The following is a 9,057-nucleotide window of genomic DNA, read 5'->3' on the forward strand; positions in this document are numbered from 1 at the left end:
GTATGGCAATGACCACCGCCACGACGAGACGATGACCGACCAGCCCCAGCGCGCAGACGCCGCCCCTGCCGAGCCACCCGCAGCCAGCGAGGACAAGCCCTCGCCGCTGAAGAATCCCAAGGTCCGCTGGACCCTGGCCCTGATCGGCATCGTGGTGGTCATCGCGCTGGTTGCCTGGCTGGTCTACCACCTGCTGGTCGGCCGCTACCTGCAGGACACCAACAACGCGTATCTGCAGGCCGATGCGGTGGCGGTGGCACCCCGGATCAACGGCTATGTCACCGAGGTGCTGGTCAAGGACAACCAATGGGTCAAGGCGGGCGAACCGCTGCTGCGCATCGACCCGCGCACCTACCGCGCCACCCTGGACCAGGCCGAAGCGGTGATCGCCGTGCGCCAGGCTGACATCGCCGCGGCCGCCGCCGGGGTGCAGGGCCAACAGTCCAGCCTGCTGCAGGCCCGCACCCAGCTCACCGCTGCCACGGCCTCGCTGCGCTTCGGCAAGGCCGAGCTGGCACGCTTCACGCCGCTGGCTGCCAGCGGCGCAGACACCCACGAGCACGTGGAGAGCCTGCGTCACGACGTCGAGCGAGCGCAGGCCCAGTACGATGCGGCCAAGGCACAGATCCAGGGTGCGCAGAGCCAGATCGAAGCCAGCCAGGCACAGCTTGAGCAGGCGCAGGCGGGGTTGAAGCAGGCGCAGGCCGATGCCGCGCAGGCCCGTGTCGCCTTCGAGGACACCGAACTGCGCGCGCGCATCGATGGCCGTGTCGGCAACAAGACCGTGCAGGTGGGCCAGTTCGTCGCCGCCGGTACCCGCACCATGACCATCGTGCCGGTCGAGTCGCTGTACCTCAGCGCCAACTTCAAGGAAACCCAGGTGGGCCTGATGCGCGCCGGGCAGCCGGCCGAGATCAAGGTCGACGCGTTGCCGGGTGCCACGCTGCACGGCACGGTGGAGAGCATTTCACCGGGTACCGGATCGCAGTTCGCGCTGCTGCCGCCGCAGAACGCCACCGGCAACTTCACCAAGGTCGTGCAGCGCGTGCCGGTGCGCATCCGCGTGGATGCCGGTGCGGAAGCGCGCAAGGTCCTGGTGCCGGGCATGTCGGTGGAAGTGACGGTGGATACCCGCAACGCGAAGGATGCACGCGGGCGCACGAAAGACGAGGCCGAGGCCACGGCCGCGCCGACGCGATGAACGCCACTACCGCTCCCGCAGCGCCCGCCGCCGAAGGCAAGGCCGACGCCGGCGCCTGGCTGGCGGTGGCGGCCGGCACCATCGGTTCGTTCATGGCCACGCTGGACATCTCGATCGTCAACGCGGCGCTGCCGACCATCCAGGGCGAAGTCGGCGCCAGCGGCACCGAAGGCACCTGGATTTCCACCGCCTTCCTGGTCTCGGAAATCGTGATGATTCCGCTGACGGGCTGGTTCGTGCGCACGCTGGGCCTGCGTACCTTCCTGCTGATCTGCGCCACGCTGTTCACCGCATTCTCGGTGATGTGCGGCCTGGCCGATTCGCTGCCGATGATGATTGCCGGGCGGGTCGGGCAGGGCTTTGCCGGCGGCGCGCTGATTCCCACCGCGCTGACCATCGTCGGCACGCGCTTGCCACCGAAACAGCAGCCACTGGGTACGGCGCTGTTCGGCATGACTGTCATCCTCGGCCCGGTGATTGGTCCGCTGCTGGGGGGCTGGCTGACCGAGAACGTCAGCTGGCACTACGCCTTCTTCATCAACGTGCCGATCTGTGCCGGCCTGGTGGCCCTGCTGCTGCTGGGCCTGCCGCACGAGAAATCGAACTGGGGCGGCCTGCTGCGCGCGGACTGGCTTGGCATCATCGGCATGACCGCCGGTCTTTCGGCATTGACCGTGGTACTGGAAGACGGCCAGCGCGAGCGCTGGTTCGAATCGACCATGATCGTGGTGCTCAGCATCGTCTCGTTGCTCGGCTTCGCGTTGCTGGCACTTTCGCAGTTCACCAGCAAGGCGCCGGTGATCCGCCTCAACATCCTGTTCCAGCGCAGTTTCGGCGCGGTGTTCGTGATGGTGATGGCAGTGGGCATGATCCTGTTCGGGGTCATGTACATGATCCCGCAGTTCCTGGCGATCATCGCCGGCTACAACACCGAACAGGCCGGTTATGTGCTGCTGCTGGCGGGTCTGCCGACCATCCTGTTGATGCCGTTGATGCCGAAGATGCTGGAAACGGTTGACGTGCGCATCATGGTGTTCGGCGGCATGCTGTGCTTCGCTGCCGCCTGCTTCGTCAACCTGGGCCTGACCCCCGACAGCATCGGCCCGCACTTCGTCATCGGCCAGCTGTTGCAGGGCTGCGGGCTGGCGCTGGCGATGATGGCGCTGAACCAGGCGGCCATCACCTCGGTGCCGCGCGAATACACCAGCGATGCCTCCGGCCTGTTCAACGCCGCGCGCAACCTCGGCGGCTCGATCGGCCTGGCCATCATCTCCACCTTCCAGGAACGCCGCGCCACCCTGCACATCGATGCGATCGGCAGCAGTGTCACCGCCAACTCGACCATTGCCCAGGACGCGCTGCATGCCTACGGCCAGCAACTGGGCGACGCAACGCAGGCAATGGCCGTGCTGGCGCAGACGGTGCAGATGCAGGCGATGGTGATGGCCTACAACGACCTGTTCTGGATCTTCGGCCTGATCGTGGTGCTGACCTTCCCGCTGGTATTCCTGCTCAAGCCCCTGCCCAAGGGCGTTCCATTGGCGATGCACTGATGACTTCGACACCCTTCACCACGTCCTTCCGCCTGCGCTGGCTGTGGCCGGCCACGCTGCCGCTGCTGCTGGCCGGCTGCATGCTCGGGCCGGATTACGTGAAGCCCGACGTAGCCCCCCGCGCCACCGCGCAGGAGCGGCTGCCACGTGCCGCGCAGGCCGACGTGCAGCCGGCCACGCCGCCCAGCCAGTGGTGGCGCGCGCTGAACGATCCGCTGCTGGACCAGCTGGTGGACGAGGCGCTGCGCAACAGCCCCAACCTGCGCGCGGCCCAGGCCAAGCTGCTGGCCTCGCGCGCGCTGCAGCGGCAGCGGCGGGCAGAGCAGCTGCCCAGCGTGGGTGCGGCCGCCGGCTATGCCAACGTCAAGGCGCCCGATTCGCTGGAGAACAGCGTGCGCGGCCTGGGCGAGAACATCGCCGGCGTGGCCGAAGCCAATGGTCGCCCGCAGGAAGCGGCACAGCTGCGCCAGCAGTTCGCCGACATCGATCTGGACACTGAACTCTACGTGGCCGGTTTCGACGCCAGTTGGGAACTGGACCTGTTCGGTCGCCGGCGTCGCGCCGCCGAGCAGGCGGCGGCCGAGGCCGAGGCCAATGCGGCCGCGCTGGCCGATGCGCAGGTGCAGCTGGCCGCGGAGCTGACCCAGGTCTATCTGGGCTACCGCAGCAGCCGCGAGCGCATCACCCTGGCCGAACACAACCTTCGTGCTGCCGATGAAAGCCTGCAGCTGACCCGCCAGCGTCGGCAGCGCGGTGCCGATTCGGACCTGCAGGTCGAGCGCGCGCAGGCCCAGCTGCAACAGCAGCAGGCCACGCTGCCGCCCCTTCAGGCGCAGGCCGACGAGGCGCGGGATGTACTGGCCCTGATGGTGGGGCGCGAGCCGGGCGCGCTCGATGCGCGGCTGGCAGCCGACCAGCCGTTGCCGGCGCTGCCGTCCCGTGTGCCGGTGGATGATGCGGGCGCGTTGATCCAGCGCCGGCCGGACGTGCGCAAGGCCGAGCGCGAGCTGGCAGCCTCGTCGGCACAGATCGGCCAGGCGCTCTCGGCGTATTTTCCGCAGGTGACCCTGCTGGGCAGCATCGGCGCCGGGGCCACCTCGCTGTCCGACCTGGGGCGGGATTCGGCCGCCACCATCGTGGCCCCGTTCCTGCGCTGGTCGCTGTTCGATTTCGGCGTGAACAAGGCCCGCGTGGCGCAGGCCCGGGCGGGCAATGAGGCCCGGTTGGCTGCCTACGAGGGCACGGTGCTGGCGGCGCTGCAGGACGCGAATACGGCGCTGGCGCGGTTCGGTGCTGCGCGGCAGCAGCTGCAGGCCAGTGCGCGCGCCGAGGCTTCGGCCGATCGCTCGCTGGGCCTGATGAACCAGCGCCGGCAGGCGGGGGCGACCTCGCAGATCGATCTGCTGGACGTACAGCGCCAACGCCTGCAGGCCCAGGATGCCGCCGCACAGGCCCGCCTGCAGTTGCTGGTGCGCTATGTGGCCCTGCAGAAAAGCCTGGGCCTGGGCTGGCAGGAGGCGCCGCCGGTGGTCGTGCGTTGATGCGTTCCGTCGGGCATACCCGGCGGGCAACCCCCGGCCCGGCAGGGCCGACCAACGGTCGGCCCCCACCAGACCTGCAGATCCCCCTCGGCCCGGGAAGTGCCGACCGTTGGTCGGCACGCTTTCCCGGCAGGGCCGATCAACGGTCGGCCCCCACCAGACCTGCAGATCCCCCTCGGCCCGGTAGGTGCCGACCGTTGGTCGGCACGCTTTCCCGGAAGGGCCGATCAACGGCCCGCCCCCTCCAGAGCCGCAGATCCCCCTCGGCCCGGTAGGTGCCGACCGTTGGTCGGCACGCATTTGCAGCCCTCGGCCGTTAGAATGGCGGCCGCTGTCCACCGCCCGCTCCCGGAGCCCCCATGCCCGTTGAAGCCCAGCCGGTAGCCGCCGTCGTCGACACGACCGGTGCGCCCGGCTATCTCTCCATTCGTGATTTGCGCAAGGAATTCGACGGTTTCGTCGCCGTCGACGACGTCAACCTGGACGTGCGCAAGGGCGAGATCTTTGCCCTGCTCGGTGGCTCCGGCAGCGGCAAATCGACCCTGCTGCGCTGCCTGGGCGGCTTCGAGACGCCCACCAAGGGCAGCATCACCCTCGACGGCCAGCGCCTGGACGCGCTGCCGCCGTACCAGCGGCCGGTCAACATGATGTTCCAGTCCTATGCGCTGTTCCCGCACATGACGGTCGAGCAGAACATCGCCTTCGGGCTGAAGCAGGATGGCCTGGGCAAGGACGCGATCGGCAAGCGCGTCGGCGAGATGCTGGAGCTGGTGCAGATGGGCCACCTGGGCAAGCGCAAGCCGCACCAGCTGTCCGGTGGCCAGCAGCAGCGCGTGGCGCTGGCGCGGTCGCTGGCCAAGGGGCCGAAGCTGCTGCTGCTGGACGAGCCGATGGGCGCGCTGGACAAGAAGCTGCGCTCGCAGATGCAGCTGGAACTGGTCAGCATCATCGAATCGTCGGGCGTGACCTGCGTGATGGTCACCCATGACCAGGAAGAAGCGATGACCATGGCCACCCGCATCGCAGTGATGGATGCCGGCTGGATCCAGCAGGTCGGCAAGCCGGACGAGGTCTACGAGCAGCCGGCCAACCGCTTCGTGGCCGAGTTCATCGGTTCGGTCAACCTGTTCGACGGGGTGATCGACGAGGACCTGCCCGAGTACGTGACTGTGCGCTCGCCGCTGTTCCCGGCGCCGATCTACATCGCCCACGGCATCACCGGTTATGAAGGGCAGCCGGTCGCGTTCGCGCTGCGCCCGGAGAAGGTGATGATCGGCAAGGACGAGCCGGAAGCGCACACCAACAAGGCGCAGGGCGTGATCGAGGACATCGCCTATTTCGGCAGCCACTCGGTCTACCACGTGCGCCTGCCCAGTGGTGCCAAGGTGCTGGCCAACTTCGCCAACTCGCAGCGCTGGGCCAGCGATGGCCTGACCTGGGGCGACAGCGTATGGGTGCACTGGCGCGACAACGACGGCGTGGTGCTGACCTCATGAGCGTTGCCGGCCTGAAGCGCTGGCTGCCGGGGCTGCGTGCCACGGTGATCGGCATTCCGTACCTGTGGCTGCTGCTGTTCTTCGCGGTGCCGTTCCTGATCGTGCTGATGATCAGCTTCTCGCTCAGCCGGGTCGGCTCGCCGCCGTACACCTGGTTGCTGCAGTACGTGGACGGCGGCTTCTCGCTGAAGCTGAACCTGGAAAACTACCTGGCGCTGTTCCGCGATTCGATCTATGCGCAGGCGTTCCTCAGCTCGATCAAGATCGCGGCCATCTCCACCTTCCTCACCCTGTTGATCGGCTATCCGATGGCCTATGCCATCGCGCGCCTGTCGCCGGCCGCGCGCAACGTGGCGATGATGCTGGTGGTGCTGCCGTCGTGGACCTCGTTCCTGATCCGCGTGTATGCGTGGAAGGCGATCCTGGACCGCAATGGGCTGCTTGACCAGTTCCTGCAGTTCACAGGCCTGCAGACGTTGATGACCAGCCTGGGCCTGCCCAAGCTGCAGCTGATCGATACCCCGACCGCCGCCTACATCGGCATTGTCTACTGCTACCTGCCGTTCATGGTGCTGCCGCTGTACGCCAACCTGGTCAAGCACGACCACCGCCTGCTGGAGGCGGCCTACGACCTTGGCGCCAAGCCGTGGCAGGCGTTCCTGCGCATCACCCTGCCGCTGTCGAAGGCGGGCATCATCGCTGGCTGCATGCTGGTGATGATTCCGGCGATCGGTGAATTCGTGATCCCGGAAATGCTGGGTGGCTCGGAGACGCTGATGGTCGGCCGCCAGCTGTGGAACGAGTTCTTCAACAACCGCAACTGGCCGGGCGCCTCGGCGATGGCGGTGGCGATGATCCTGCTGCTGCTGGTGCCGATCCTGCTGTTCAACCGTTCCCAGCAGCGCCTGCTGGAAGGAAAGCAGGCATGAGCCCGCGCACCGCCAAGGGCCTTGGGCTGGGCGTACTGCTGCTCGGCTTCGCCTTCCTGTACCTGCCGATCCTGTTGCTGATGTTCTACTCGTTCAACAGCTCGCGGCTGGCAATGGTCTGGGCCGGGTTCTCCACCCGCGCCTACAGCGACCTGTTCGCCGACCGCGCGCTGATGGAAGCGATGTGGACCAGCCTGGTAGTGGCATTCTGGACCGCCTGTACCGCCACCGTGCTGGGTACGCTGGCGGCGATGGTGATGACCCGCTTCAAGCGTTTCCGCGGCAAGCCGCTGTTCGGTGCCCTGGTCACCGCGCCGCTGGTGATGCCGGACGTCATCCTCGGTTTCTCGCTGATGGCGCTGCTGGCCTCGATGGGCGCGATTCCCGGTTTCCCGGCGCGCGGCCTGGCCACCATCTGGATCGCGCACGTCACCTTCACCCTGTGCTTCGTCACTGTGGTGGTGTCTTCGCGCCTACAGGAAATGGACCTGTCGCTGGAGGAAGCGGCGATGGACCTGGGCGCGAGCCGCTTGACCGTGTTCGGCCGCATCACCCTTCCGATCATCGCGCCGGCGCTGGTGGCAGGCTGGCTGCTGGCCTTCACGCTGTCGCTGGATGACGTGGTGGTGGCCAGCTTCGTCGCTACGCCGGGCTCGACCACGCTGCCGATGAAGGTGTTCGCCTCGGTGCGCATGGGCATCAGCCCGAAGATCAACGCACTGGCCACGCTGCTGGTGTCGGCAGTATCGATCGCCGCGGTGATCGGCTGGTACATCAATGCACGCGCCGAGAAGCGGCGCCAGCGCGACCTGCAGCTGGCGCGGCAGGACAACGGCTGAGCCACCCGGTCTGCCGGCAGGGGCGGCGACATCAGCGCCGGCAACATCCGGCTCACGGCCGGCGGCGCACAATGGGCGTCTTCCTGAAGGAGATCCCCCATGACCGTCGAGATCGTCGATCCGGCCACCGGCCTAGTGACCTACCGCCATGAACTGATGGGCGCTGCCGATATCGAGCAGCGCCTGCAGGCTGCCGCCGAGGCCTTCCCGGGCTGGGCCGAGCGTTCGCTGCAGGAAAGGGGCACCATCCTGCGCCAGATCGCCGCGCAGCTGCGCGCCCGCCGCGACGACCTGCAGCAGGCGATGACCCATGAAATGGGCAAGCTCAAGGCCGAGGCGCTGGCCGAGGTCGACAAGTGTGCCGCGGCCTGCGAGTACTACGCCGACCACGCCGCCGACTACCTCAAGCCGCAGCTGATCGACACCGAAGCGCAGCGCAGCTATGTGCGCTACGAACCGATCGGCTGCGTGTTCGCGGTGATGCCGTGGAATTTCCCGATCTGGCAGGTGTTCCGTTTTCTGGCCCCGGCGTTCATGGCCGGCAACGTGGCCCTGCTCAAGCACGCCAGCAACGTGCCGCAGTGCGCCGACCTGATCCTGGCGGTGTGCCATGACGGTGGCCTTCCCGAGGGCGTGTTCGATGTGCTGCACATCGACAACGACCAGGCCGCCGACGTGCTGCGCGATGCCCGGGTGAAGGCGGTGACGCTGACCGGCAGCGAGCGGGCAGGGCGCTCGATCGCGTCCAACGCTGGCAGCCAGCTGAAGAAGTCGGTGATGGAACTCGGTGGCAGCGATGCCTTCGTGGTGCTCGATGACGCCGACCTCGAAAAGACCGTGGCGGCGGCAGTGAAATCACGCTTCGACAACAGCGGGCAGACCTGCATCGCCGCCAAGCGCTTCATCGTGGTCGACGCCGTGGCCGATGAATTCACCCGTCGCTTTGTTGAGGCGGCGGGCGAGCGCCAGTACGGCGATCCCGATGAACGTGGTACCACGTTGGCGCCGATGGCCCGCGCCGACCTGCGCGACGAACTGCACAAGCAGGTGCAGGCCAGCGTGGCCAAGGGCGCGCGCGTGTTGATCGGTGGCGAGCCGATCGCCGGCACGCATGCCGGTTATCCGGCCACGGTGCTCGATCAGGTCGGGCCGGGCATGCCGGCGTACGACGAGGAGCTGTTCGGGCCGGTGGCCGCAGTGATCCGGGTCAAGGATGAGGCCGAGGCGCTGCGCGTGGCCAATGACACCCGCTTCGGCCTGGGCGGAAGCGTGTGGACGCGAGATCCGGTGCGCGGTGAAGGCTTTGCCCAGCGCATGGAATGCGGCGCCGCGTTCGTCAACGCCATCGTCAAGAGCGACGCGCGGCTGCCGTTCGGTGGCAGCAAGCAGTCCGGCTTCGGCCGCGAGCTGGCCGACCACGGCATCCATGAGTTCATGAACATCAAGACCGTCTACGTGGCCTGATGCCGAACGGTAGTGCCGGCCGCTGGCCGGCATG

The 9,057-nt window shown here is 67.7% G+C and carries 7 protein-coding genes; all 7 read left to right on the top strand.

Going from position 1 to position 9,057, the window contains the following annotated elements:
• Nucleotides 1-31: 31 nt before the first annotated feature.
• The 7 genes from ACMZPQ_RS05245 to ACMZPQ_RS05275 all read left to right on the top strand — a co-directional run bounded on the left by ACMZPQ_RS05245 (nt 32) and on the right by ACMZPQ_RS05275 (nt 9,023).
• Entirely contained in the window at nt 32-1,201 is a 1,170-nt protein-coding gene (locus tag ACMZPQ_RS05245; protein ID WP_197582899.1) for an HlyD family secretion protein, read from the top strand.
• A complete protein-coding gene (locus ACMZPQ_RS05250; RefSeq protein ID WP_197582898.1) occupies nt 1,198-2,754 on the top strand; it encodes a DHA2 family efflux MFS transporter permease subunit in 1,557 nt (518 codons plus the stop codon). The genes ACMZPQ_RS05245 and ACMZPQ_RS05250 overlap by 4 nt, the downstream gene beginning before the upstream one ends.
• Complete coding sequence (locus tag ACMZPQ_RS05255; RefSeq protein ID WP_197582897.1) at nt 2,754-4,295, top strand: efflux transporter outer membrane subunit; 1,542 nt, start codon at nt 2,754-2,756, stop codon at nt 4,293-4,295. The genes ACMZPQ_RS05250 and ACMZPQ_RS05255 overlap by 1 nt, the downstream gene beginning before the upstream one ends.
• A gap of 359 nt (nt 4,296-4,654) precedes the next feature.
• Nucleotides 4,655-5,791, top strand: a complete 1,137-nt coding sequence (locus ACMZPQ_RS05260) for an ABC transporter ATP-binding protein (RefSeq protein WP_197584305.1) — start codon at nt 4,655-4,657, stop codon at nt 5,789-5,791.
• Nucleotides 5,788-6,720, top strand: coding sequence for an ABC transporter permease subunit (locus tag ACMZPQ_RS05265; protein ID WP_008268445.1), 933 nt, complete (start codon nt 5,788-5,790; stop codon nt 6,718-6,720). The genes ACMZPQ_RS05260 and ACMZPQ_RS05265 overlap by 4 nt, the downstream gene beginning before the upstream one ends.
• Nucleotides 6,717-7,559 (top strand): ABC transporter permease subunit, encoded by an 843-nt coding sequence (locus ACMZPQ_RS05270; protein WP_197584300.1) that lies wholly within the window; start codon nt 6,717-6,719, stop codon nt 7,557-7,559. The genes ACMZPQ_RS05265 and ACMZPQ_RS05270 overlap by 4 nt, the downstream gene beginning before the upstream one ends.
• 99 nt (nt 7,560-7,658) lie before the next feature.
• A complete protein-coding gene (locus ACMZPQ_RS05275; RefSeq protein WP_197584297.1) occupies nt 7,659-9,023 on the top strand; it encodes an aldehyde dehydrogenase family protein in 1,365 nt (454 codons plus the stop codon).
• The last annotated feature ends 34 nt before the right edge of the window (nt 9,024-9,057 follow it).

Origin of the sequence: Stenotrophomonas maltophilia, assembly GCF_047497515.2 — a bacterium.
In the GTDB taxonomy this organism is placed as follows: Bacteria; Pseudomonadota; Gammaproteobacteria; order Xanthomonadales; family Xanthomonadaceae; genus Stenotrophomonas.

Excerpts from the sequence above, each read along its gene's own strand:
- ACMZPQ_RS05245 (WP_197582899.1), top strand. The coding sequence starts at position 32 with ATGACCGACCAGCCCCAGCGCGCAGACGCCGCCCCTGCCGAGCCACCC.
- ACMZPQ_RS05250 (WP_197582898.1), top strand. The coding sequence starts at position 1,198 with ATGAACGCCACTACCGCTCCCGCAGCGCCCGCCGCCGAAGGCAAGGCC.
- ACMZPQ_RS05255 (WP_197582897.1), top strand. The coding sequence starts at position 2,754 with ATGACTTCGACACCCTTCACCACGTCCTTCCGCCTGCGCTGGCTGTGG.
- ACMZPQ_RS05260 (WP_197584305.1), top strand. The coding sequence starts at position 4,655 with ATGCCCGTTGAAGCCCAGCCGGTAGCCGCCGTCGTCGACACGACCGGT.
- ACMZPQ_RS05265 (WP_008268445.1), top strand. The coding sequence starts at position 5,788 with ATGAGCGTTGCCGGCCTGAAGCGCTGGCTGCCGGGGCTGCGTGCCACG.
- ACMZPQ_RS05270 (WP_197584300.1), top strand. The coding sequence starts at position 6,717 with ATGAGCCCGCGCACCGCCAAGGGCCTTGGGCTGGGCGTACTGCTGCTC.
- ACMZPQ_RS05275 (WP_197584297.1), top strand. The coding sequence starts at position 7,659 with ATGACCGTCGAGATCGTCGATCCGGCCACCGGCCTAGTGACCTACCGC.